Below are 22,652 nucleotides of genomic sequence, written 5' to 3' on the forward strand. Positions count from 1 at the left end.
CGCCCCCCGGCGGGCCGTGCTCATGACTAATTACACCCGTGTCATTCGCTCCGGTCAAGTCGCGGATCGTAAACCCTCAAGCCGCTGTTTAAAGTTCTTGGCGGCTCATCGGCGTGTCGCGCCCGGCGCGGCGACGAAGGCCTCGCCCGTGCCGGACAGCGTGATCGTCTCCTCGTCGGGCGTGACGAACGCCACGGCGCCCACGGCGACCGGCCGTGGCTCTCCGCCCGCAGCCGCGACGGAGACCTCGCCCGCGGTCGCCAGCACCATCGTCGGCCCGGAGACCGGCCGCGTGACGGCGACGCCGTCGAGCGCGATCCTCTCGAGGGAGAAGTCCGGCACCGGCACCGGATACGCCGTGATCGCGCCGTCACCCGACGGACGGAGCACCGGCACCTCGCCCGGGGTCGTGTCGAGGATCGACAGCAGTTCGGGCACATCGATGCGCTTCGGGGTCAGCCCGCCGCGGAGCACGTTGTCGCTCGCCGCCATGATCTCGACGCCGAGGCCCGCGAGGTAGGCGTGCAGCAGACCCGCCCGCAGGAACACGCCCTCGCCGCGACGCAGGACCACATGGTTCATCAGCAGCGCGACCACGACGCCGGGATCCCCCGGATAGTGCTTCGCGACGCCGGCGATCGCGCGGATCGCGGGAGCCCACTCCCCCGCGTCCGCCGTCGTCGCTGCGGCCTCGACCGCCGCGATGATGTCGTCGACCTCCGTCTGCGCGTCGCCGCCGAGCAGCCAGGCGATCACGTCGCGCAGGGCGTCGCCCTCGACGCCGAGCCGTTCGCGCAGCGCGGTCACGCCCGCGCTCTCGCCGAGCGCGGTGAGCAGATCGAGAGTGTCCGACACCGGACGCAGACCGCTGAGCGACTCGAACGTCTCGCTCAGGGCGACGATGAGCTCCGGCTTGTGGTTGTCGTCGCGATAGTTGCGCTGGGGGTCGTCGACCGAGAGGCCGCCCTCTCGCGTCCACCCGTCGCGCGCCTGTGCGACCGTCGGATGCACCTGGATCGAGAGCGGTCGGCCGGCCGCGAGAAGCTTCAGCAGGTAGGGCAGCGCGCCGCCGGTGACCTGGTCGAGGGTGCCGCCGCCGTCGACGTCCGCCGGATCACCGGGATGGTCTCCGAACCAGACCTCCGCCTCGGGAGCCCCGGTGGGCGTGCGGCCCTCCAGCTCGGCGAGCAGGGTGTCGGATCCCCAGGCGTAATCGCGGGGCGCATTGGTGAGGCTGAGCAGCATGAATCCCAGCGTAGAGGCGCACGGCGACGCTCAGGGACGCCGGAAGCGCGGCGCGGTAGCCTGAACGCGATGGCTCAGTACACCAAGCATCCCGTGGCGCCCCCGCCCACCGCGCCGGAGCGCGAGGCGACGGGGCACCTGATGCTGCGCGCCTACGTCATCCTCGTGCTGTTCGTCACGTTCGCGCACTCGGCGGTCTACAACCTGCTCGGCATCGTCGGCGCCGGAGCGCTGCTCGGCCTCTTCACGCTCGCGACCCTCGCCATCGGCATCCCGCAGCTCGCGCGCAACCGGCCGCAGGCGTTCCGCTGGCGACGCCTCCCCTGGGCGGCGCTCGGCTACACGACCCTCGCCCTGATCTCGGTCGCCTGGTCGCAATGGCGAGGACCGACGGTGCTCACCTGGGTGCTGCTCGCCGCGGTCACGGTGAACGGCCTCTTCATCGCCCACGTGCTCACCTGGCACGAGATCGTCCGCGCCCTGTCGTCGGCCTTCAAGTGGATCCTCGGGCTCTCGCTGGCGCTCGAACTCTGGGTCTCCCTCGTGATCCACGGGCCGCTGCTGCCCAACTTCGTGACGTTGCCGGACGGCGAGATCGATCCGCAGTGGTACTGGGTGCGCGACAACCTGTTCGACGGCGGGCGGATCCAGGGCATCGTCGGGAACGCCAACCTGCTGGCGATCATCTCGCTCTTCGCGATCATCACCTTCGGAGTGCTCTTCGCCGCGCGTGCGCGCTGGCGCACCACGCTCGCCCTCTGGGCGCTGCTCGCGGCATACTTCCTCTTCCGCACCTCGTCGGCGACCGCCCTCGTCTGCGCCGCGGCCGCCGCCGTCGTGCTCGTCGTCGCACTGCTCATGCGCCGGGCGTCGACGCCGGGGGCTCGCACCCGCATCTACGTGGTCGCGATCGGGACGACGGTGATCGGAGTCGTCGCGGTCTGGCTGCTCCGCGAGCCGCTGCTCGCGATCCTCGGCCGCAGCTCCGACCTCACCGGCCGCTCCGACCGGATCTGGAGCAAGGTGCTCGAGCGTGCCGGAGAGCATCCGCTCTTCGGCAACGGCTTCTCGAGCCCGTGGATCCCGACCGACCCCGCGTTCGACGGCTGGATCACCGACCACGGCATCACGGTCTTCCACGCGCACAACATGTGGCTCGACGTGCTTCTGCAGCTCGGCGTGCTGGGTGTCGTCCTGATGGCCCTCGCCTACATCAGCCTCCTCTGGCGCTCGTGGTTCTTCGCCGTCGATCGACCGCGCTGGGACCTCGAGGCCGCGCGTCCCTTCTCGCCGCTCACCCTCCTGCCGATCCTGTTCACGGTCGTGCTGCTCGTGCAGGGCCTGTCCGAGTCGACGCCGATCATGCTCTGGGGATGGATGCTCCTCGTCCTGCTGTCGTTCAAGCTCAAGTCGGTGCCCCTGGTGGGCGTGGGCGAGCGCGACCTCCTGTTCGAACGCGGCGCACGCCAGCGGCGGGTGCCGTGACCCCGGTCCGCCCGATGGTGCGCCTCCTCGGGTCCGTCGAGATGGCCAGGGCGTTCACCCTCGCCGCGCTCACGGCCGTGTTCGGGTCCTTCGCGATCCAGCAGATGACGTCGGCCGTCACCCTCGCCGCCATCATCACCGTGCTGTGCGTGCTCGGCGGGGCGATCCTCTGGGTGCGCCGGGAAGAGCTGTCCCCGTTGCGCATCGCACCGACGTCGCTGTTCGCCTTCCTCTGCTGGGCGCTGGTGAGTCTCGTGTGGACCACGGACCGCTCCGACACGGTCTTCGGCTGGCTCTCGCTGTTCGGCTACGCGTTCCTGGCGCTCACCGTCGGCCATATCCGCGACACCCTGCAGACCGTGCGCGCGATCGGCGACACGCTGCGCGGGCTGCTCGCCGTCTCACTCGGCGTGGAGATCCTGTCGGGCATCCTGCTCGACGTGCCGTTCGCCTTCCTCGGCATCCAGGGCAATCTCGCGGCCGGCGGTCCCGTCCAAGGGTTGTTCGGCAGCCGCAACATGCTCGGTTTCATCGCCGTCATCGCGCTGATCACGTTCGTGATCGAGTGGCGCACGCAGTCGGTGAATCCTCCGCTCGCCGTCGCGTCGGTCGCCCTGGCCGGCTCGCTCGCCTTCCTGTCGTCCTCGCCGACCGTGCTCGTGCTCGCGGTCGCGGTCGGCATCGTGACCGTCGCGCTCACGATCGTGCGCCACGCCTCCCCGCAGCGACGGAGTCTGGTGCAGTGGGCGCTCGGCATCCTCGTCGCGCTCGCGCTCACCGTGGCGTTCGCGCTGCGTCACCAGATCATCGCCCTGCTCGACGCGGGCTCCGACTTCTCGATTCGTGCGACGCTCTGGAACACGATCCTCGACTTCGTCGCCGTCAAGCCGATCCAGGGCTGGGGCTGGTTCGGGGACTGGGCGCGCGGCGAGTACCCGTTCACCTACATCAACTTCCAGCTCGACGACCGTCACCAGAGCGCGCTGAACGCCTTCTTCGACGTGCTGCTCCAGCTCGGCGCCGCCGGTCTCGTGCTGTTCCTGCTCCTCGGCGGCGTGGCCCTGATCCGCTCCTGGCTGGTGGCGAGCGCCCGCCGATCGGTCGTCTACGCGTGGACGCCGATCACACTGGTCACCCTCGCGGTCGACTCGATGTTCGAGAGCTTCACCCTCGTCGGCGCCGGCTGGTTCATGCTCGTGCTCTGCGCGTTGCGGGCCGGCCAGTCCCGCTCCTGGCGCGAGAACATCGACGCCGCGCACACGGGCGCGATCCCGACGCTGCGTCCGCAGCTCTGAGCCGGCAGGGCCGAGGTCAGCGCAGGGCGCTCAGCTTCTCGCCCCAGGCGATGGCGTCGCGCACACCGTCGTCGACCGAGCGCTCCGCGCGCCAGTCCAGCACGTCGGCGGCGTGATCCACGATCGCGAAGGCTCCGGCCTGATCGCCGGGCCGGCGACCGGCCTCGATAACGGGCAGCGGCTCTCCGGTCACCCGCTCGAAAGCGGCGACCAGCTCGCGGACGGTCACGCCGTCGCCGGTGCCCAGGTTGATCACCTGGTAGGGCTGCTCCTCGGTGGCCACTTCGTCGAACTTCAAGACGGCTGCGACGTGCGCGAGCGCGAGATCCCAGACGTGGATGTAGTCCCGAAGACCCGAGCCGTCGCGGGTCGCCCAGTCCGTGCCCGTGATCGTGAAGGGCTCGCCTGCAGCGCGCGCCTGCATGATCTTGCCGAGGGCGTGCGAGGGCGCGGGGTTCTGCTGGCCGGTACGCAGCTGCGGATCGGCGCCGATCGGGTTGAAGTAGCGGAGCGCGATCGCGCGGAAGTCGCCCGCGAGCGCGGCGTCGTGCAGGATCTGCTCGACCATCGCCTTGGTCGTCGCGTACGGGCTCGACGGCGCCAGGACGCCGTTCTCGTCGACCCCCTCGCCGCTCTCCCCCTCGTACACCGACGCGGATGAGCTGAACACGATGCGGGCGATCCCGGCGTCGCGGAGGCGCTGCAGCAGGAGCACGGTCTTGCCGACGTTGGTGTCGTAGTAGCCGAGCGGGTCGGCGACCGACTCCGGCACGACCGCGCGAGCGGCGCAGTGCACGACGGCATCGATGTCGGGATGATCCGCCAGCAGGCGATCCAGCAGCGCCGCGTCGGCGATGTCGCCCTCGTAGAGGTTGCGACCCTCGCCGAAAGCACGCAGGCCCGTGGAGAGGTCATCGAGGATCACGACCTCGATGCCGGCCTCGATGCATGCCGTCGCGACAGTGGACCCGATGTAGCCGGCGCCGCCGGTGATCAATACCTTCATCGCGCCCAGTCTAGCCAGCCGGGTGCGCGCTTCCTGGAGGGCGCTCTCCGCAGATTCGAAGGCGGCGGACGGTAGGCTACTCACTGCTCGTCGAGTCGCGCGCTGTCCTGCGACAGCGGTCTGCGGCACCAACATCGGAGAACTTCCCTGTGGCCCACGTCCTTCAGAACGTCGTCTTCCCACTTGATCGCGACCCCGATCTCCTTCCCCTCTACGCCGACCCCGAGACGTGGTCGGTCATCGAGAACGAACCCGTCCGCGTGTCGAACCGGGCGCACCTGGGCAACATCCTCGGTCGTCATCGTGCGCGCATCGTCGCCGGGCGACGCGTGTCGCTCGGCACGTACTTCAACGCCTTCCCTGCCTCCTACTGGCAGCACTGGACCAGCGTCCGAGACGTCCGGCTCACCGTCCGCACGACCGGACCCGCGACGATCCTCGTCTACCGCTCCAACGGCTCCGGCATCCGCCAGCGCGTCGCGACCCGTGAGGTGACGGGCGACGCGACGACGACGTTCGACCTCGAGCTCACCCAGTACAGCGACGGCGGCTGGATCTGGTTCGACATCGTCGCCGACGAGAAGCCGGCCGTGCTCGAGGGTGCGGAGTGGACGACCGAGCAGGAGCCGGCCCGGGAGGGCAAGGCGTCGCTCGGCATCACCACCTACAACAAGCCGGACTACTGCGTCGAGACGCTGCGCGCCCTCGCGGCCTCGCCGGACGCGCTCGAGTTCGTCGACCGCATCTTCCTCGTCGACCAGGGCTCGCAGCTCGTCTCCGAGCAGGAGGGCTTCGACGAGGTCTCCGAGAGCCTCGGAGAGACGCTGCAGCTCATCCGTCAGGAGAACCTCGGCGGCTCCGGCGGATTCGCCCGCGCGATGCACGAGACCCTGCAGCGTCCGGAGAGCGATTTCGTGCAGCTGCTCGACGACGACGTGCGGCTCGAGCCGGAGTCCCTACGTCGCTCGATCGTGTTCGGGCAGTACGCGACCACGCCGGTGCTCGTCGGCGGCCATATGTTCGACCTGCTCGACCGGCCCAAGCTCCACGGCTGGGCCGAGGTGGTCGACGAGGGCCCGTTCATGTGGCGCAACCTGTACCAGGAGAAGATGCCGCACGACTTCGGCGTGTCGAACCTGCGCCAGTCGACCCTTCTCCACATCCGGATGGACGCCGATTACAACGGCTGGTGGATGTGCCTGATCCCGCTCGACGTGATCCGCGAGGTGGGTCTCGCCCTCCCGGCCTTCATCAAGTGGGACGATGCGGAGTTCTGCCTGCGCGCCGGCGAGGCCGGGTTCCCGACGGTGTCGATGCCCGGTGTCGCGCTGTGGCACGTCTCATGGGTCAACAAGGACGACACGATCGACTGGCAGGCCTACTTCCACGCGCGCAACCGGATCGTCGCGGGACTCCTCCACTCGAACGCACCGCGCGGCGGACGCCTCCTGAAGCACAGCAGGCGCGTCGACCTCAAGCATCTGATGATGATGCAGTACTACCCTGTGGCGCTCCGCGCCCGCGCACTGCGCGATGTGCTGTCCGGCCCCGACCATATGAAACGCAACCTCGCGACGGCGATGCCCGCCGCTCGCGCGCTCGCGCCCGAGTACCCCGAGACGGTCGTGCACCGCGACCCGTCGACCGTGCTGCATTCCCGCCGCGGACGCCGCGTGTTCCAGCAGCTCTCGAAGAACGATCTGGACAACCCGACGGGCATCAGGCTGCGCGTGTTCACGCTGCGCACCCTCGTCTCGCACTGGCTCCACCGTCCGCATCCCTCCAACGTCGCGCAGCCCGAGGTCGAGTTCGGCAAGGAGGATGCGCTGTGGTGGCGCGTTCCCTCGTTCGACAGCGCGCTCGTGAGCACGGCGGACGGGTCCGGCAAGAACATCTACACGCGCGACCGCCGCCAGTACCGTCGGATGCTCCGCGAGAGCATCCGACTGCACTCCGAGCTGCGCCGCCGGTGGCCGCAGCTGCAGAAGCAGTACCGCGATGCGCTCCCGGAGCTCGTCTCACCCCAGTCCTGGCAGCAGATCTTCGAGGAGAAGGCATGACCGCGGCGCCCGCTGCATTCGACCCCACGGCCGCGACGATCGTCATCGTCACCTTCAACCGCTCGCACCTGCTCGCAGGACTGCTGACCAGCATCACGGCGATGGACCCGAAGCCCGGTCACGTCGTGATCATCGACAACGCCTCGGCCGACGACACCACCGACGTCGTCGAATCGTTCCGCGAGGGCATCGGCACCGAGATCGTCTATCGCCGCCTCGAGACCAACACGGGCGGATCCGGCGGTTTCAGCGAGGGCATGCGCACCGCGTACGAGCTCGGATCCGAATGGATCTGGATGATGGACGACGACGTCGAGGTCCTCACCGACGGCCTCGCGAAGATGGGCAAATGGGCGCCCCGCTTCAAGAGCATCCAGGGCCGCCGCTTCGACTACGACGGCAGCGAGTTCTACTGGCAGTACCGCATCGCCGAGCGCATGGGCATCCCGATCCCGTTCGCGCCGTCCGGATTCGACGGATCCGGATTCAAGGAGATGAACAGCGGATGCTTCGAGGGCATGTTCATCCACCGTTCGATCGTGACGCAGATCGGCCTCCCGGATCCGCGGTTCTTCATCTACTGGGACGACCAGATGTACGGCTGGCTCGCCTCGCGGCGGACGACGGCCGTCATCGTGGACGAGTTCGTGCTGCGACGCACCCGCGAGATCAAGCAGTGGGACATGGGCATCCGCCACATGAACGCGTCGAGCAACGCATACCGGTACTACATCATGCGCAACCGCGGTTTCATCAAGCAGTACTACCGCGTGCACGGCGTGTACAACCCGGTCCTGTTCGGGCTGGGCACCGCGGCGACCTTCGCGAAGGAACTGATCCGGCTCGTGTTCGTCGAGCGGACGGTGCGCGGCACGAGCAACCTCTTCCGCGGCATCCGTGACGGCGGGAAGGCCGGCCGCGACCGCACCTGGCAGCCGATGAAGCCCCTGGAGGCATGACGATGGATGAGCAGCAGCCGGAACTCCGATGGGCACCGCTGGAACCCGCGCCGAAGCGGACCGGACGCATCTGGCTGATCGTCGGCCTCTCCGTCGCGGCCCTCGCCATCGTGGGCGTGCTGCTCTTCCTCTTCCTGCCGCGGGGCGATGCCTCTCCCGAGGAGACCCCCTCGCCTTCACCCTCGGCGTCGCCGAGCGCGACACCGACACCGACACCCACGGCGACGCCGGAGCCGACGCAGACGCCGATCACCACGCCCCCGCCGGCGACCGACCCGACCATCGAGGCTTTCCGCGGCAAAGTCGGTCCTTCGCTCGATGATGCGACCCGCCTTCTCGGCCTCGTCGGCGACATGAGCGGAGAGGATGCGGCCGCAGTCGTCGACAGCCTGCAGCAGGACGCGCAGCGTCTGTCCGACTCGCCGGCGCCGTCGTCGATCGCGCAGGCGTGGAGCGATGGGCTCTCGACCTACTCGCAGCGGCTGACCGAGCTCGATTCCGCTGTGTCGTCGGGTGGTTCGACCGCCAGTGCGGCGGGAGCCGCCCGGACGGCTGCCGAGAACCTGCGGAGCCTCATCGGGCTCTGAGGCCGGCCCGGGATCACGACGCCGGTCGACCGGCGTCGTTGCGGCGACAGCCCCTCCAACGCGGTCGCTCTCCTCACGCGGCATCCCGCAGCCAGGCACCATCGAGGCAACGATCATCAGTACCATGATCGCCGCTGCGCGCCTTCTGATCGATCCCGCCACACCGACCTCCTTGCCCGCGTCCTCGGAGCCGACGGCTCCCCTCACCAGGAAGTGTCGCGACACGGCGGAACGTTACAGGACCGTCTAGATGTTGTAGTCGGCGTTGTAGCGCTCGAGGACCTCGGCGATCGGGGCGTCGAGAACGAGCTCGCCCTTGTCGAGGTAGAGGCCGCGGGCGCAGAATCGGCGGAGGTCGCGCTCGTTGTGGCTCACGAAGAACAGCGTGCGCCCCTCGGCGAGCAGCTCGTCGATGCGCGCGTAGCACTTCTCACGGAAGGCCTTGTCGCCCACGGCGAGCACCTCGTCGACGAGCAGGATCGGCTCGTCGAGCTGCGAGACGACCGAGAACGCGAGGCGCACCTTCATGCCGTTGGAGAGGTGCTTGTACGGCGTCTCCTCGAAGCCGGCCAGCTCGGCGAAGGCGATGATGCCGTCGTAACGGCGCGAGACCTCGTCGCGCGACATTCCATGGAGGCCTGCGGTGAGGCGCACGTTCTCCCGCACCGTCAGGTCGCCGACGAAGCCGCCGGTGATCTCGATCAGAGGCGCGACCCCGCCGTTGACCTCGACGGTTCCTTCATCGGCCAGCAACACCTTCGCGACCAGGCGGAGCAGCGTCGACTTGCCCTGCCCGTTGCGACCGACGACGCCGATCGACTCGCCGGGCTGCACGGTGAAGGAGACGTTGCGCAGCGCCCAGAACTCCCCCGGGCGCGACCGTCGGGATGCGCCGGCGAACAGATCCTTGAAGGTGCGGTTGCCCCGCCTGTTCCGGCGGAAATGGACTCCCAGTCCCCGGACATCGATCGCTGCAGCCATCACAGCTCCTTCAGCACAGGGCGCTCGAGTCGCCGGAAGGTCCACATCCCGAGCGCGAGGATCGCCAGACTCATCACGACGCTGATCACCAGCGTGAACAGGTTCCACTGGTCCGGGAAGAACGCCATCCGGTAGAGCATGAAGATCCCGGCGAGCGGATTGAATGCGCCCAGCGTCTGCGCGATGCCCGGCAGGTCGGTGACGTTGTAGATGATCGGCGTCGCATAGAACATCGCGCGCAGGATCAGCGCCGTCGTCCGCTCGAGGTCGACGTACATGACGCATAGCGGCGCGACCAGCAGACCCAGCCCGACGAGCAGGATCGTCTGCAGCAGCATCGCCACCGGCATCCACAGCACGCCCCAGCCGATCTGCACCGTATTGCTCGGGTCCGTCTCCATGAACAGGCTGATGAGGATGAAGAGCACGAGCACGGGCAGGGAGAAGAGGTACTCGATCCCCTTGCTCAGCACGATGCGGTTCACCCAGATCGACCGGGGGATCGCCGTCGAACGCACGAGACGGGCATCCTTCTTGAAGGCGCGCGTGAAGTCGCCGACGGACGAGTTGAACCAGACCCACGGCAGCAGGGCGCTGATGAGGAACACGATGTAGGGCTCCTCGCCCACGTCGCGGTGGAACACCTGCGTGAAGACGAACCAGTAGATCAGGCTCATCACCAGCGGGTCGAGCACCGACCAGACGTAGCCCAGCATGCTGGTCGCATACCGGACCTTGAGGTCGCGGGCGGACAGCAGCCACAGCGAATGCAGATAGCGCCGGGGCGTCCCGGGCGCCCCGACAGCAGCGTGACTCACAGTGCCGATTCTAGGCGAGCTCGTTGTTCCACATCGACAGCGCCGAGCCGATGGCCATGTGCATGTCGAGGTACTGGTACGTGCCGAGGCGGCCGCCGAAGTGCACGTCCTGCTCGCCCTTGGCCAGCTCGCGGTAGGCCAGCAGGCCCTCGCGGTCGGTCGGGGTGTTCACCGGGTAATACGGCTCGTCCTCGCGGTTCGCGAAACGCGAGAACTCGCGCATGATGACGGTCTTGTCCTGCGCGAAGACCTCTTTGCGCTCCGGGTGGAAGTGCTTGAATTCATGGATGCGCGTGTAGGGAACATCCATGTCGGGGTAGTTCATGACCGGTGTGCCCTGGAAGTCGGAGGTGTTCAGGACTTCCTGCTCGAAGTCGAGGGTGCGCCAGCTGAGCGCTCCTTCGGCGTAGTCGAAGTAGCGATCGACGGGGCCGGTGTACACGACGGGCACCTGGCCGACGGTCGCCTTCCTGCTCAGGGGCTGCGACTCGTCGAAGTAGTCGACGTTCAGCTTGACGTCGATGTTGGGGTGATCCGCCATCCGCTCGATCCACGCGGTGTAGCCGTCGGTGGGCAGCCCCTCCCATGTGTCGTTGAAGTACCGGTTGTCGTACGTGTAGCGCACGGGGAGCCGGCTGATGATGTCTCCGGAGAGCTTGTGGGGGTCGGTCTGCCACTGCTTCGCGGTGTAGTCGCGGAAGAACGCCTCGAACAGCGGACGCCCGACGAGCGCGATGCCCTTCTCCTCGAAGTTCGCCGCGGTCTTGACGTCGAACTCCCCCGCCTGCTCCTTGACCAGCGCACGCGCCTGGTCGGGGGTGTAGGCGGACTGGAAGAACTGGTTGATCGTGCCGAGGTTCACCGGCATCGGGAAGACGGTGCCCTTGTGGGTGGTGTACACCCGGTGGACGTAGTTCGTGAAGGTCGTGAAGCGGTTCACGTACTCCCACACGGTCGGGTTCGACGTGTGGAAGAGGTGGGCGCCGTAGCGGTGGACCTCGATCCCGGTCTCGGACTCCGCCTCGCTGTAGGCGTTGCCGCCGATGTGATGGCGACGGTCGATGACGGTGACTTTGCGGCCCGCTTCTGCTGCGCGCTCCGCGATGGTGAGGCCGAAGAAACCCGACCCGACGACGAGAAGATCCATACGGCAATCGTATCGGCGTGTACCTGGGAGCTCAGTCCCGGGGGACGGCGCCGATGACATCGGCCAGCATCGGCGCGAAACGGCGGACGAAGTCCAGGTTCAGATGATCCGCGTCGTAGTACACCGCCGTGCCGCCGATCGCGGCGTAGCACTGCGTCTCATCGCAGAAGTAGGGCCCGGCGTCGAAGGAGCGGATCGCCGGGTCCGCGGCCGCGGCGGCCGCCCGAAGGTACGGGTCCTCCGGCTGCGCCTCGGCGATGGGAACGGCGCAGGCCAGCGGGTTGCGGGCGTTGATGAGCAGACAGTCCGGCGAGCGCACCTCGCCGTTGAACGGCACGCCGCCGAGGGCGATCACCGTGACGCCGGCATCCGCCCACGAGCGCCACGTGCGCTGGAGGCCGTCCGCGAACTGGTCGGATTGCGGGCGGTCGGAGCCGTCGTCCACGAGCTGCACCCTGCCCGCCGACGACGTGAGCACGACGTCGGGCGTCGCCGCGACCACCGCGGCCTGCACCGCGGTCGACCACTCCTGGCATCTGTCCCGCTCGGCCGCGCTCGCCGGTTCACGGAAGCCGACGAACGGCGCATCGATCACCGGGCACCCTCCGCCGAACGACGTCGTCACGGTCCACCCCTGCGCACGGGCGAGGTCGAACACCGCCCCCTGCCACTGCTGGGCGTGGGAGTCGCCGACGAGCCAGACCGACGGCGCGTCGGGGTCTCCCCCGCTGAAGTCGCAGACCACGGTCGCCGTCGTGTCCCCGAAGGGCAGCAGCCCGGGATCCGCGCTGCATTCGTCCGGTACCGCGAAGTACGCGTTGCCCGGCCCCATGACGACGTCCGCCGCCGGACCGAACCGATCCGCGCATTCCGCCCCCGGATCCATCGCCTGCGGGCCCACGCACTCCTGGAGAGTCACGCTGACCGGCGGGACATCCGCCGCCGACACGGCCCTGCCCGCGACCACGAGCCCGCCTCCGATCACGGCGACCGCGGCTACCCCGCCCAGCATCGCGAAGAGCGTGCGGCGCGGCGACACGGTGAGGAGCTTCCATCGCTGACCGGGGCGCTCGATGAAGCGGGCCGTCGCCCACGCCAGCAGCACGGAGACGGCCAGGATGCCGATCTTCATGGCGGTCGACGTCGCCGCCCCGATCAGGAACGGCACGAGCACGATCAGGGGCCAGTGCCAGAGATAGAGCGAGTACGAGACGTCGCCGATCCATTGCACGGGACGGATGCCGGTGACGGTGGTATGCCAGAGGCGCTCCCGTCCGGTCCCGGCGAGGATCACGGCTGCCGTGCCGAGCACGGGCAGGAGCGCCGCATATCCGGGGAAAGGTGTCGTCGGCCCGAAGAGCACGGCCGCGACAGCGATCATCACGAAGCCCGCGAGGGCGAGCACATCGGCCCCCGCCTTCGGCAGGCGACGTGTCGCCGTCAGGGCGAGCAGACCGCCGATCCCGAACTCCCACGCCCGCGTGTAGGTCGCGAAGTACGCCGGGCTCGGGATGAGCGTCGTGGCGACCACGCTCGCCGTGAGGGAGACCGCCACGAGCACGCTCAGCACCACGACGGCGACGACCCGAGGCCGTGCGGAGCGCCGCGCCGCCCACCAGGATGCTGCGATCAGCAGCAGAGGCCAGAGCAGGTAGAACTGCTCTTCCACGGAGAGCGACCAATAATGCTGAGCGACCGTCGCCTGGTCGTTGATCGCCGAGTAGTTCACCGACATGGCGCTCAGGTACCAGTTCTCGACGTACCCGGCGCTCGCCATGATCTCCGCTCCGGCGCGTGACCAGCGCGGATACGGAAGCAGGAGCAGCGTGCCGATCGCGCTGACGACCAGCACGAGGAGAGCCGCGGGAAGCAGCCTGCGCACACGTCGCGCGTAGAACGACGCGAGCGCGATGCGCCCCGTGGCTGAGGCCTCGCGGACGAGATGGCTCGTGATCAGGAAGCCCGAGATCACGAAGAAGACATCGACGCCGACGTAACCGCCGGTGAGGTGCGTCGGCCAGAGGTGGTTGAGCACCACCGCGCCGATCGCGATCGCACGGAGCGCCTGGATGTCGGGGCGGAATGCGGTGCTCCGACCAGACGCGGGGCGCCTGCGCGTCAGCTCGGTGCTCCTGCTGCGGCCATCAGCTCGACGGCGGTCCCGACGACGATGCGAGGTGTGCCCGCCCAGCGCGCGGCATCCGTGGCTGCGCGTCCGTCGACGAGCAGCCTGATGCCCGGGAGCTGCGACGGCTCGAGCTCCCGGTAGGCCGCGTGGTCGGTCTGCAGGATCGCGATGTCGATGTCATCACCCAGGGTGTAGGGCTCGAAACCCAGCCGCCGCAGCTCGTCGTCGCTGTACAGGGGATCGTGCACCTGCACCGCAGCACCGCGCTTCTCGAGGGCGGCCACCGTCGGGAAGACGCCGGAGAAGGCCGTCTCCTTGACACCTCCGCGATAGCTCGCGCCGAGGACGACGGCGCGCAGTCCGGCCATCGAACCGAGGATGCCCTCCGCCTGGGCGACGAGACGCTCCGGCATGGACTCGTTGACGCGACGGGCGGTGCGCACGATGTCGGCGCCAGGGTCGGTCGACAGGTAGAGCTTCGGGTACACCGGGATGCAGTGTCCGCCGACGGCGATGCCCGGCCGGTGGATGTGGCTGAAGACCTGCGAGTTGCAGGCCTCGATCACCTGGTAGACGTCGATGCCGTTGGCTCCGGCGAAGAGCGCGAACTCGTTCGCCAGGCCGATGTTCACATCGCGGTAGGTGGTCTCGGCGAGCTTGGCCATCTCTGCGGCCTCCGCACTGCCCAGATCCCAGACGCCGTTGGCCCGCACGAGGTCCGGGCGATCGTCGAACTCGAGAACCGCCTCGTAGAAGTCGACAGCGCGGCGCGCACCCTCGTCGGAGAGGGCGCCGACCAGCTTCGGATACTTGCGCAGATCGGCGAAGATGCGACCGGAGTAGACGCGCTCCGGAGAGAACACGACGTGGAAATCTTCACCCTCGGTGAGACCCGACACCTGTTCGAGCAGCGGCTTCCACCGTCCGCGGGTGACGCCCACCGGCAGGGTGGTCTCGTAGGACACGAGCGTGCCGGGGCTGAGGTGCTCCGCGAGAGAGGTCGTGGCCTGATCCATCCAGCCGAACTCGGGCTCCGCCGTCTCCTCGTTGACGAAGAGCGGCACGACGACGACGACCGCCTCGGCCGACGGGATCGCCTCGGCGTAATCGGTGGTCGCGCGCAGACGTCCGGCCGCGAGCGCCGCGGTGAGCTTCTCCTGCAGCTGCGCCTCGCCCGGGAACGGCTCCACTCCGCTGTTGACGGCGTCGACGAGCGCCGGGTTCACGTCGACCCCGATCACCTCGTGCCCGCGGTCGGCGAACTGCAGAGCAAGGGGGAGGCCGATCTTTCCGAGGGCCACGACGGCGATACGCATGAGCAATATTCTATGGCGGGCGGGGAGGCCGGCTCCGCGCTGCGACGCTTCAGCGGCCCCGCGCGTCGGCTGTTCTCCTCGCCTGCGCGCAGTGTGCGTTCAGCGGCTGTCGCCGGTCAGGACGGCGATCACCCGTGCCGCAGCATGTCCGTCTCCATAAGGAGCCTCGTCGGTGTCCGTCGGCTTCTCCCGCGTCACACCGGCCGCGATCTCCTGCGCGGTGTGGACCAGCACGTTCCAGCCGAGCTGCACGGTCTCGACCCACTCGGTCTCGGTCCGCACCGTCGTGCAGGGCACGCGCAGCAGGAACGCCTCCTTCTGCAGACCCCCGGAGTCGGTGACGACGCCCGCGCTCGACACGACGGCGGCGATGAGATCCGGATAGGCCAGAGGCGCGTGTGCGATGAGGGAGCCCTGGGTGAGCGCGATGCCGTGAGCGGCGGCCCTCGCGACCACACGCGGGTGGGCGAGAAGGACAACGGGCTTGCCGAGATCGGCGAGACCCGCGGCGATCTCCGCCAGACGCGAGGGATCGTCGGTGTTGTCCGGGCGGTGGATCGTCGCCACGTAGAACCCTCCCGGCTCCAGCCCGAGCTCGTCGATCAGCGGTGACGGCGTGCCCGCCACCTGATCGCGCACCTGGAACAGCACGTCGGTCATGACGTCGCCGACGAGCACGGTCCGAGCGCTCAGGCCCTCGTGTGCGAGGTGCTCGACCGCGACCTCTGTCGGTGCGAGCAGCAGATCGGCCGCGTGGTCGGTGAGCACACGGTTGTGCTCTTCCGGCATCCGTCGATTGAAGCTCCGGAGTCCGGCTTCCAGATGGGCGACCGGAATGTGCATCTTCACCGCACTCAGCGCGGCCGCGACGGTGGAGTTGGTGTCGCCGTACACGAGGACCCAGTCGGGGCGGTGCTCGTCGAACACGGCATCGAGGGCGGCGAGCATCGACCCGGTCTGAACACCGTGCGATCCGCTGCCGACGCCGAGGTGCACATCCGGTTTCGAGATGCCCAGGTCGTCGAAGAACACGTCCGAGAGCATGGGGTCGTAGTGCTGACCGGTGTGGACGATGACGTGATCGACGCCGGCCGCCCTGGCGGCGTGGTCGATCGGGGCGAGCTTGACGAACTGTGGGCGGGCGCCGACGACGCTGACGATCTTCACGGTAACCCAGCCTAGGGCCGCGCGACAGGCAGCGACGGCGACCCGATCGCCGATCAGTCCGCGAAGCGGCGTGCGGCGTCGGGGAAGACGCGCGCAGGGACGCCGCGCAGCACGCTGTAGGGCGGCGCGGTCGTGTTCTCGGTGACGACGGCACCGGCCGCGACGACGCTGTGGTGGCCGATGTCCGCCCCCATGAGCACCACGGCGTTCGCGCCGATGTGCACGTAGCCTCCGATGCGGCTCGCCGACCGCTGGATGTCACGGGCGCGTTCGCTCACGCACCGCTCCACCGTGGAGTGCGTGTAGATCTGCGCGCCGGCCGAGATGTCGCACCCGTCTCCGATCACGAGTCCGCCGCTGCCGTCGATGACGGTGAAGGCGCCGATCCAGACGTCGTCGCCGATGTCGGGGTCACCGACGATCCAGGCGTGCGGGTTGAATCTGTTGGCGGCGATCGCATGCCACTCCGGGACCTCCGGGATCGGCGACTCTGCGGGCTCTCTCACGGTTCGGCGCACCTCCATCCCATATGATACTTAGCAGTCTGCCCGCTTCCGTGCTGCCACGGGAGCTCGATAACGAGAGAACTCGAAATCCATGTCTGTGCGTGAAAAATCCATCCTGATCACCGGCGGAGCCGGGTTCATCGGGAGCCACCTCGTCGACCGGCTCATCCGCGACGAGCCGCGACGGATCACCGTCGTCGACAACTTCTTCCTCGGCAGCATGGAGAACCTCACCGCCGCCCAGGCCGCCCGGCCGGACATCGACATCATCCGGCTCGACGCGTCCGACCTCGCGGCGATGCAGGATGTCGTGACGACGCACGAGATCGACACCGTCTTCGATCTCGCCGTCATCCCCCTGCCGACGTCGCTCACCTACCCGGCGTGGACGGTGCAGACCAATGTCGGCATCGCCACCACCTTCTGCGAGATCGCCCGCCGCGGACTCGTCGAGCGCCTGATCCACGTGTCCAGTTCCGAGGCGTACGGCTCGGCCCGCTACATCCCCATGGACGAGGGACACCCGCACGACGCGATCACGCCGTACGCGGCGAGCAAGTCCGCCGCCGACCACATCATCGAGTCGTACGTGCAGACGTTCGGGATCGACGCCACCGTCATCCGGCCGTTCAACAACATCGGTCCGCGCCAGAACCCCGGCTCGTACGCGGGAATCGTGCCGATCATCGTGCGCCGCGTGCTCGACGGCGTGCCGATCGAGATCTTCGGCGACGGCGAGCAGACCCGTGACTTCATCTTCGTGAAGGACAGCGCCGACCTCATCGCCCAGGTGCACGACTCCGACGAGTGCCGCGGCAAGGTGCTGAATCTCGCCACGGGCGTCGAGACCTCCGTCAACGAGCTCGTCTCGCGGATCCTCGGCCTGATGGGCCGCCCCGACCACCCCGTCATCCACACGGAGGAGCGTCCGGGCGACGTGCGTCGCCACCTCGCCGACGTGTCGAAGCTCGAATCCCTCCTGGGGCACCAGTCGCCGCGGCTCACCGACGACGCCCTCGGCCAGACCGTCGACTGGTACACCTCGGTCCTGTCATGAGGCTCAACATCCCGCTCACCGGCGCCCCCGAGGTCGACGCGGTGCGTGAGGTCATCGAGTCCGGATACCTCACGCAGGGCGCGAAGACCGCGGCGTTCGAGGAAGCCGTCCGCGGATTCACCTCTGCCCGCCACGCGGCGGCCGTCAGTTCCGCGACGACGGGTCTGCACCTCGCGCTCGTCGCGCTGGGCGTGAAGCCCGGAGACGAGGTCGTGATCCCGGGATTCAGTTTCCCGGCGACCGCGAACGCCGTGATCCAGCAGGGCGCGACGCCGGTGTTCGTCGACATCGACGAGTCGACGTTCAACCTCGACCCCGCACTGCTCGACGCCGCCGTCACCGAGCGCACCCGCGCGATCATGCCGGTCCACGCGTTCGGCCTCTGCGCCGACATGGACGCGATCAACGCGGTGGCGGCGCGCCACGGACTGCCGGTCCTCGAAGACGCGGCCTGCGCACTGGGCGGCACCTACGACGGTCGTCACGCGGGCACCCTCGGCACTGCCGGGGTCTACTCGTTCCACCCGCGAAAGATCATCACGACCGCCGAGGGCGGCATGATCACGACCGATGACGACGAACTCGCCGCACGCATCGCCGTCCTGCGCGCGCACGGCGCCGTCCGCGGCGAGCTCTTCATGGAGTTCGTAGAGGCGGGCTTCAACTACCGTCTCAGCGACGTCCATGCCGCAATCGGGCTCGCTCAGATGACCCGCATCGACGAGATCGTCTCCGGTCGGCGGCGTGCGGCTTCCGAGCTGACGAGCCGCGTCTCCGGCATCGACGGCGTACAGGTCCCGACGGAGCCGGCGGGCACCGCCCACACCTTCCAGTCGTACGTGGTCCTGCTGGACGACGACATCGACCGGGACGAGGTCATCCGTCGCATGCGCAGCCGCGACATCGAGACGACGCTCGGCACGTACGGCATGCACCTGCAGCCGTACTTCCGCGAGCGGTTCGGCATCCCCGATGACGCGCTCCCCCACACGACCCGCGCCCACCACCAGGCGCTCACCCTCCCGCTGTACCCCCAGCTGACGGAGGACGACATGGACGCGATCGCCGACGCACTGCGTCTGAGCATCGCGGAGAGCGCGCGATGACCGGTCCCGACGTCACGATCGTCGACTACGGCGTAGGGAACCTCGGCTCGCTGCGCAACGCGCTGGCCAAGGTCGGCCGCTCCTCCGAGGTGACCAGCGACCCGCAGGCGGTTCTCGATGCCGCGCGCATCATCCTCCCCGGCGTCGGCTCCTTCGACCACGCCGTCGACCGTCTCACCGAGAGCGGTCTCGGCGACGCCGTCGTCATCGCCGCCCGCGAGAAGCACACGCCGCTCGCCGGTGTGTGCCTCGGCATGCAGCTGATCATGGACGGCAGCGACGAGGGCGAACGCCCGGGACTCGGCCTCATCCCCGGGCGCGCGCACCGCTTTCCCGACGAGGTCGACGGCTCGCGCCTCCTCGTGCCGCACATGGGGTGGAGCGCGGCCGTGGCGGCGAAGCAGTCGCGTCTCGCGCCCTCGCTCGGAAACGGCGGACGGTTCTACTTCGTCCACTCGTACGCCGTCACGCCCGACGCCGAAGCCGACGTCCTCACCTGGACGGAATACGGCGAGCGCTATGCGTCGTCGGTCGAGCGCGACAACGTGATCGGCATCCAGTTCCACCCCGAGAAGAGCCACCGCTACGGACTGACGCTCCTCGGCGAGTTCGCGGTGGCGGAGGTCTGATGCACGTCTATCCCCGGCTGATCCCCGTCCTCCTCCTGGAGGGCGAGCGCCTCGTGAAGACCAAGTCCTTCGATGATCCTCGATACGTGGGCGACCCGGTCAACGTCATCAGCATCTTCAACGACCTCGAGGTCGACGAGCTGGTGATCCTCGACATCGGCGCGGCGAGAAGCCGCGTGCCGGCGCCGATGGCGCTGCTGAGCAGGATCGCGACCGAGGCCTTCATCCCGCTCGCCTACGGAGGCGGAGTCGAGACGGCGGAACAGGCGCAGGCGATCATCGCCGCCGGCTTCGAGAAGATCATCGTGAACACCGCTCTGGTGACGCGTCCGGACGATGTGCGCGAGATGGTCCGAGCCCTCGGCTCGCAGGCGATCGTCGCGAGCCTCGACGTGCGCGGCAGCGAAGACGGGTACGTCGTCCACACCGGCGGAGGCGCGGATGCCGCCCCCTTCACGGTCGACGAATGGGTCGCGCTCGCCACGGACATCGGAGTCGGCGAGATCCTCGTGACGAACATCGATCACGAGGGCACGCGTGAGGGCATCGACCTCGAGCTCGTCCGCACGGTGGCGGCGACGGCGACCGTGCCGGTGATCGCTCACGGCGGCGTCGGCGGACGCGGCGACCTGGTCGCTCCGATCGAGCATGCCGGCGCCTCGGCCGTCGCCGCGGGCACGGCCTTCGTCATGCAGTCCGGGCGCGAGAGCGTGCTCATCAACTATCCGACGAGGCCGCAGATCGACGCTCTCTTCGGTCACCTCTTCGACGGACGAGGCGAACCCATCGCCGCGCAGCATTTCGGGCTGGACCTCGACGCGGCGACATCCGATGAATTCCTGAGCTCGCCGGACGTGTGCCGCCGATGCATCATCACCTCCGACGTTCCCGGAGCGGCCTTCGACGCCGACGGCATCTGCTACTACTGCCACCTGCACGACTCGCTCGACAAGCAGTACCCGATCGGGCTCGAGAGCGAGAAGGCGCTCGACAAGTTCGTGGCCGAGCTCAAGGCCGCCGGTCGCGGAAAGAAGTACGACTGCATCATGGGGGTGAGCGGTGGAACCGATTCGTCCTACCTCGCGCACCTGCTCGTCAAGAAGGGCGTGCGCCCGCTGGCCGTGCACTTCGACAACACGTGGAACTCCCCCACCGCGACGTCGAACATCTTCGCCGTGCTCGACAAGCTCGGCGTCGACCTCGAGACCTACGTCGTCGACAACGCGGAGTACGACGACATCTACCGCTCGTTCATGCTGGCCGGCGTCAAGGACATCGAGGCGCCGACCGACATCGGCTTCATGGGCGTCCTCTACCGGGCGGCCGAGAAGCACGGCATCCGCCACATCGTCGAGGGCCACTCGTTCCGCACCGAGGGCATCTCCCCCATGGGCTGGCTCTACATGGACGGCGGCTACATCAAGGGCGTGCACAGGCTCTTCGGCCGGCTGCCGATGAAGACCTACCCGAACCTCGACTTCACGAACTTCGTCAAGTGGTCGGCGTTCAGCCGCATCCAGCGCACGCGTCCGCTCTACTGGATCGACTACAACAAGGAAGACGCCAAGCGCTTCCTGGCCGACGAGTACGGCTGGCAGTGGTACGGAGGACACCACCTGGAGAACCGCTTCACGGCGTTCTACCACACGTACTTCCTGCCCACCCGCTTCGGGATCAACTTCCGGCAGATCGAGCTCTCAGCACTCGTGCGCTCGGGGCAGATGGACCGCAGGCTCGCCGCCGCGCAGTTCATCGAGCCGCGGCACGGCGACCCTGAGCTGATCGCGATGGTGAAGAAGCGCATCGGGTTCGACGACGCCGGCTTCGAGCACATCATGACGATGCCGAAGAAGGACTACACGGACTACCCGACCTACAAGCGCCGCTTCGAGCTGCTCCGGCCGTTCTTCTGGCTCATGTGGAAGCTCGACCGCGTGCCGAAGAGCTTCTACGTGAAGTTCTGCATCCCCCGACGGAAGAAGTGATGAGCGACAGCACGTCCGTGGTCTTCCGCCGGCAGAAGGCTCTGCTGCGCACCCTGTCATGGGTCTTCAGACCGTTCGCGCTGTTCACCCGACGCGTCGACTGGGTGGTCGGGCCGGAGGACATCGCCCTCATGGCGACCCACATCGCTGAGGCGCTGCCGAACAGCTATACGGCGATCCACGCTCGCAACCCCTTCTACACGGTGGCGTACGACGCGGTGATCCAGACGTCGTCGACCGCATTCGGAGGCCGGCTCGCCACCTGGCGACGCCTGTACGGCGGTCCGATCCTGCTCGCATGGCTGGTCAACCGCGCCCGAGGGTTCATCTACGTCGGCGGCGGCGCCTTTCTCGAAGGACACCATGACGAGCGGGAGTTCGAGTTCGCGTTCATCCGCAGCCGCAAGCGGCGCCTCGTCTGCTACTTCACCGGTAACGACATCCGCTCCCCTCGGCTCTCCGTGGAGCGCGCCGAGCAGACCGGACGCCCTAACATCGGCTCGATCCTCGTGACCGTCGACCCGGTTTTCGCCACCCCGGAGTACGACGACGCACGACGGACCCGCGCGCAGGTGGCCGAACGCCACGCGGAGGCGATCTTCAACGCCCGCAACGACCAGCTCTCGTACCTGGAGGGGCCCACCCACCCTTTCCTCTACTTCTACCCCGACGAGCAGTTCGCCGCTCCCACCGCCAAGTTCGATGCGCCCGAGCGCATCGTCGTCGTGCACGCGCCCTCCAATCCTCTCCTCAAGGGCACGGATGCCGTCCGCGAGACGATGGCGCGGATCACGCAGACGCACCCGCATGTGGAATACCGCGAACTGATCGGTGTGCCGCACGAACAGGTCCTCGCCGCGCTCGACGAGGCGCACATCGCCCTCAACGAGTTCTACGCCTCGGTGCCGGGAGTGTTCGGCGTCGAGGCTATGGCGCGGCGCTGCGTCCTCGTCACCAGCGCCCGCGTCGCGGACGAACCCGATCTCGGCCAGGACGCGGAGGGAGCGTGGGTGGTCGCCGACGTCGACACGCTGCACGACGCGGTGTCCGATCTTCTCGCGCATCCCGAGCGGATGTCGGAGCTGGCCGACCACGGCTGGGACTGGTCGATGCGCCATGCCTCCGCCTCGGCCAGCACGAGAGCGCTGACGCGCGCGATCGCCGAAGCCTGAACC

Annotated in this window: 19 protein-coding genes; 10 read left to right on the forward strand and 9 right to left on the reverse strand. The window is 68.4% G+C overall.

Going from position 1 to position 22,652, the window contains the following annotated elements; translation table 11 throughout:
* Positions 1-105: 105 nt before the first annotated feature.
* Positions 106-1,245 carry a mannose-6-phosphate isomerase, class I gene (manA, locus tag DW306_RS08235; RefSeq protein WP_136055130.1) on the reverse strand — a complete coding sequence of 380 codons (1,140 nt, stop codon included), beginning with the start codon at positions 1,243-1,245 and terminating at the stop codon, positions 106-108.
* A gap of 69 nt (positions 1,246-1,314) precedes the next feature.
* Here manA and DW306_RS08240 point away from each other — a divergent pair, with 69 nt between their 5' ends.
* Together DW306_RS08240 and DW306_RS08245 are read left to right on the forward strand one after the other, a co-directional pair.
* On the forward strand, positions 1,315-2,730 hold the full coding sequence (locus tag DW306_RS08240; RefSeq protein WP_136055131.1) for an O-antigen ligase family protein: 1,416 nt from the start codon (positions 1,315-1,317) through the stop codon (positions 2,728-2,730).
* The gene (locus DW306_RS08245; RefSeq protein WP_136055132.1) at positions 2,727-4,025 is read left to right on the forward strand and encodes an O-antigen ligase family protein; all 1,299 of its coding nucleotides are present in this window, start codon (positions 2,727-2,729) and stop codon (positions 4,023-4,025) included. The genes DW306_RS08240 and DW306_RS08245 overlap by 4 nt, the downstream gene beginning before the upstream one ends.
* A gap of 16 nt (positions 4,026-4,041) precedes the next feature.
* On the opposite strand, the gene galE is transcribed toward DW306_RS08245, so the two are convergent.
* Positions 4,042-5,031 carry a UDP-glucose 4-epimerase GalE gene (galE, locus tag DW306_RS08250; RefSeq protein ID WP_136055133.1) on the reverse strand — a complete coding sequence of 330 codons (990 nt, stop codon included), beginning with the start codon at positions 5,029-5,031 and terminating at the stop codon, positions 4,042-4,044.
* A 149-nt stretch (positions 5,032-5,180) separates the two neighbouring features.
* Between galE and DW306_RS08255 the strand changes: the two genes are divergently transcribed.
* From DW306_RS08255 to DW306_RS08265, 3 genes are read left to right on the forward strand one after another with little or no spacing between them, the layout of a single operon-like run.
* The gene (locus DW306_RS08255; RefSeq protein ID WP_136055134.1) at positions 5,181-7,091 is read left to right on the forward strand and encodes a glycosyltransferase; all 1,911 of its coding nucleotides are present in this window, start codon (positions 5,181-5,183) and stop codon (positions 7,089-7,091) included.
* Positions 7,088-8,050 carry a glycosyltransferase gene (locus DW306_RS08260; RefSeq protein WP_136055135.1) on the forward strand — a complete coding sequence of 321 codons (963 nt, stop codon included), beginning with the start codon at positions 7,088-7,090 and terminating at the stop codon, positions 8,048-8,050. The genes DW306_RS08255 and DW306_RS08260 overlap by 4 nt, the downstream gene beginning before the upstream one ends.
* A gap of 2 nt (positions 8,051-8,052) precedes the next feature.
* Positions 8,053-8,637 (forward strand): hypothetical protein, encoded by a 585-nt coding sequence (locus DW306_RS08265; protein WP_240747120.1) that lies wholly within the window; start codon positions 8,053-8,055, stop codon positions 8,635-8,637.
* Positions 8,638-8,883: 246 nt separating this feature from the next.
* Here DW306_RS08265 and DW306_RS08270 read toward each other — a convergent pair whose 3' ends face one another.
* From DW306_RS08270 to DW306_RS08300, 7 genes are all read right to left on the reverse strand, one after another.
* Positions 8,884-9,618: an ABC transporter ATP-binding protein gene (locus tag DW306_RS08270; RefSeq protein ID WP_136055137.1), complete on the reverse strand. Its 735-nt coding sequence runs from the start codon at positions 9,616-9,618 to the stop codon at positions 8,884-8,886.
* Positions 9,618-10,436: an ABC transporter permease gene (locus tag DW306_RS08275; RefSeq protein WP_136055138.1), complete on the reverse strand. Its 819-nt coding sequence runs from the start codon at positions 10,434-10,436 to the stop codon at positions 9,618-9,620. Before DW306_RS08275 ends, DW306_RS08270 begins: the two co-directional genes overlap by 1 nt.
* Before the next feature lie 10 nt (positions 10,437-10,446).
* Entirely contained in the window at positions 10,447-11,583 is a 1,137-nt protein-coding gene (gene glf / locus DW306_RS08280; RefSeq protein WP_136055139.1) for a UDP-galactopyranose mutase, read from the reverse strand.
* 31 nt (positions 11,584-11,614) lie between these two features.
* The gene (locus DW306_RS08285; protein WP_342670844.1) at positions 11,615-13,774 is read right to left on the reverse strand and encodes an acyltransferase family protein; all 2,160 of its coding nucleotides are present in this window, start codon (positions 13,772-13,774) and stop codon (positions 11,615-11,617) included.
* Positions 13,702-15,027: a nucleotide sugar dehydrogenase gene (locus DW306_RS08290; protein WP_136055141.1), complete on the reverse strand. Its 1,326-nt coding sequence runs from the start codon at positions 15,025-15,027 to the stop codon at positions 13,702-13,704. The genes DW306_RS08285 and DW306_RS08290 overlap by 73 nt, the downstream gene beginning before the upstream one ends.
* 99 nt (positions 15,028-15,126) lie before the next feature.
* Positions 15,127-16,194 (reverse strand): UDP-N-acetylglucosamine 2-epimerase (non-hydrolyzing), encoded by a 1,068-nt coding sequence (wecB, locus tag DW306_RS08295; RefSeq protein ID WP_136055142.1) that lies wholly within the window; start codon positions 16,192-16,194, stop codon positions 15,127-15,129.
* A 53-nt stretch (positions 16,195-16,247) separates the two neighbouring features.
* Positions 16,248-16,700, reverse strand: coding sequence for an acyltransferase (locus DW306_RS08300; RefSeq protein ID WP_240747115.1), 453 nt, complete (start codon positions 16,698-16,700; stop codon positions 16,248-16,250).
* A 91-nt stretch (positions 16,701-16,791) separates the two neighbouring features.
* Between DW306_RS08300 and DW306_RS08305 the strand changes: the two genes are divergently transcribed.
* Genes DW306_RS08305 through DW306_RS08325 form a run of 5 tightly spaced genes read left to right on the forward strand, consistent with a single transcriptional unit; the run spans position 16,792 to position 22,649 of the window.
* Positions 16,792-17,757 carry an NAD-dependent epimerase/dehydratase family protein gene (locus tag DW306_RS08305; RefSeq protein WP_136055144.1) on the forward strand — a complete coding sequence of 322 codons (966 nt, stop codon included), beginning with the start codon at positions 16,792-16,794 and terminating at the stop codon, positions 17,755-17,757.
* Positions 17,754-18,863, forward strand: a complete 1,110-nt coding sequence (locus DW306_RS08310; protein WP_136055145.1) for a DegT/DnrJ/EryC1/StrS family aminotransferase — start codon at positions 17,754-17,756, stop codon at positions 18,861-18,863. The genes DW306_RS08305 and DW306_RS08310 overlap by 4 nt, the downstream gene beginning before the upstream one ends.
* Entirely contained in the window at positions 18,860-19,492 is a 633-nt protein-coding gene (gene hisH / locus DW306_RS08315) for an imidazole glycerol phosphate synthase subunit HisH (protein ID WP_136055146.1), read from the forward strand. Before DW306_RS08310 ends, hisH begins: the two co-directional genes overlap by 4 nt.
* Entirely contained in the window at positions 19,492-21,477 is a 1,986-nt protein-coding gene (locus DW306_RS08320; protein ID WP_136055147.1) for an N-acetyl sugar amidotransferase, read from the forward strand. The genes hisH and DW306_RS08320 overlap by 1 nt, the downstream gene beginning before the upstream one ends.
* A complete protein-coding gene (locus tag DW306_RS08325) occupies positions 21,477-22,649 on the forward strand; it encodes a glycosyltransferase family 4 protein (RefSeq protein WP_136055148.1) in 1,173 nt (390 codons plus the stop codon). The genes DW306_RS08320 and DW306_RS08325 overlap by 1 nt, the downstream gene beginning before the upstream one ends.
* Positions 22,650-22,652: the final 3 nt, after the last annotated feature.

Origin of the sequence: Microbacterium sp. K24 (assembly GCF_004794465.1) — a bacterium.
GTDB lineage: Bacteria > Actinomycetota > Actinomycetes > Actinomycetales > Microbacteriaceae > Microbacterium.

Bases quoted from the DNA above. Each gene is read 5' to 3' on its own strand.
- manA (WP_136055130.1), bottom strand. From the start codon at position 1,245: ATGCTGCTCAGCCTCACCAATGCGCCCCGCGATTACGCCTGGGGATCC.
- DW306_RS08240 (WP_136055131.1), top strand. From the start codon at position 1,315: ATGGCTCAGTACACCAAGCATCCCGTGGCGCCCCCGCCCACCGCGCCG.
- galE (WP_136055133.1), bottom strand. From the start codon at position 5,031: ATGAAGGTATTGATCACCGGCGGCGCCGGCTACATCGGGTCCACTGTC.
- DW306_RS08260 (WP_136055135.1), top strand. From the start codon at position 7,088: ATGACCGCGGCGCCCGCTGCATTCGACCCCACGGCCGCGACGATCGTC.
- DW306_RS08265 (WP_240747120.1), top strand. From the start codon at position 8,053: ATGGATGAGCAGCAGCCGGAACTCCGATGGGCACCGCTGGAACCCGCG.
- DW306_RS08270 (WP_136055137.1), bottom strand. From the start codon at position 9,618: ATGGCTGCAGCGATCGATGTCCGGGGACTGGGAGTCCATTTCCGCCGG.
- glf (WP_136055139.1), bottom strand. From the start codon at position 11,583: ATGGATCTTCTCGTCGTCGGGTCGGGTTTCTTCGGCCTCACCATCGCG.
- DW306_RS08290 (WP_136055141.1), bottom strand. From the start codon at position 15,027: ATGCGTATCGCCGTCGTGGCCCTCGGAAAGATCGGCCTCCCCCTTGCT.
- DW306_RS08305 (WP_136055144.1), top strand. From the start codon at position 16,792: ATGTCTGTGCGTGAAAAATCCATCCTGATCACCGGCGGAGCCGGGTTC.
- DW306_RS08310 (WP_136055145.1), top strand. From the start codon at position 17,754: ATGAGGCTCAACATCCCGCTCACCGGCGCCCCCGAGGTCGACGCGGTG.
- hisH (WP_136055146.1), top strand. From the start codon at position 18,860: ATGACCGGTCCCGACGTCACGATCGTCGACTACGGCGTAGGGAACCTC.
- DW306_RS08320 (WP_136055147.1), top strand. From the start codon at position 19,492: ATGCACGTCTATCCCCGGCTGATCCCCGTCCTCCTCCTGGAGGGCGAG.
- DW306_RS08325 (WP_136055148.1), top strand. From the start codon at position 21,477: ATGAGCGACAGCACGTCCGTGGTCTTCCGCCGGCAGAAGGCTCTGCTG.